1 protein-coding gene is annotated in these 465 nt (G+C 63.9%); it reads right to left on the bottom strand.

Features of this window, described 5'->3' with window-relative positions:
- The coding region (locus ACU8YC_RS27015; protein WP_446896264.1) for an AMP-binding enzyme at positions 1-465 on the bottom strand (465 nt) is incomplete at both ends.

Here is a 465-nt window from a genome sequence, read left to right as displayed (position 1 = left end):
AGGCTTGTCCGGATCTCGATTTCCCTGGGCATCTCGATCTTCGAGATACGCTCGGAGAGGAAGGCGCGAAGCCCATCGGGCGTCGTCGGGAACCCGGCGCGCAGCTTCACGAACGCCTTGGGACTTTCGCCGCGGTACGCATCCGGGATGCCGATCGCGACCACCTCTTCGACGGCCTCGTGCTCGTACAGTGCATCCTCGATCTGGCGCGGATAGACGTTGTATCCGCCACAGATGATGAGATCCTTGATCCTATCGACGAGGAACAGGAATCCCTCCGGATCGCGGTAGCCCACGTCCCCGGTCCTGAGCGCCCCGTCGACCAGAACCTCAGAGGAGTCGGCCGGACGGCGCCAGTAACCCGCCATGATCTGCGGGCCCCGGATGTAGACTTCGCCCTTTGCGCCAGCCGGCATCAGCCGATCGGGGCAGTTCGGATCCCGGATCTCGATGGTCGTGTCCACC

It is taken from the genome of Citrobacter sp. VF227 (assembly GCF_052950715.1).
The sequence above is the reverse complement of the archived record's forward strand: the minus strand, read 5'-3'. Positions and strand labels throughout refer to the sequence as shown.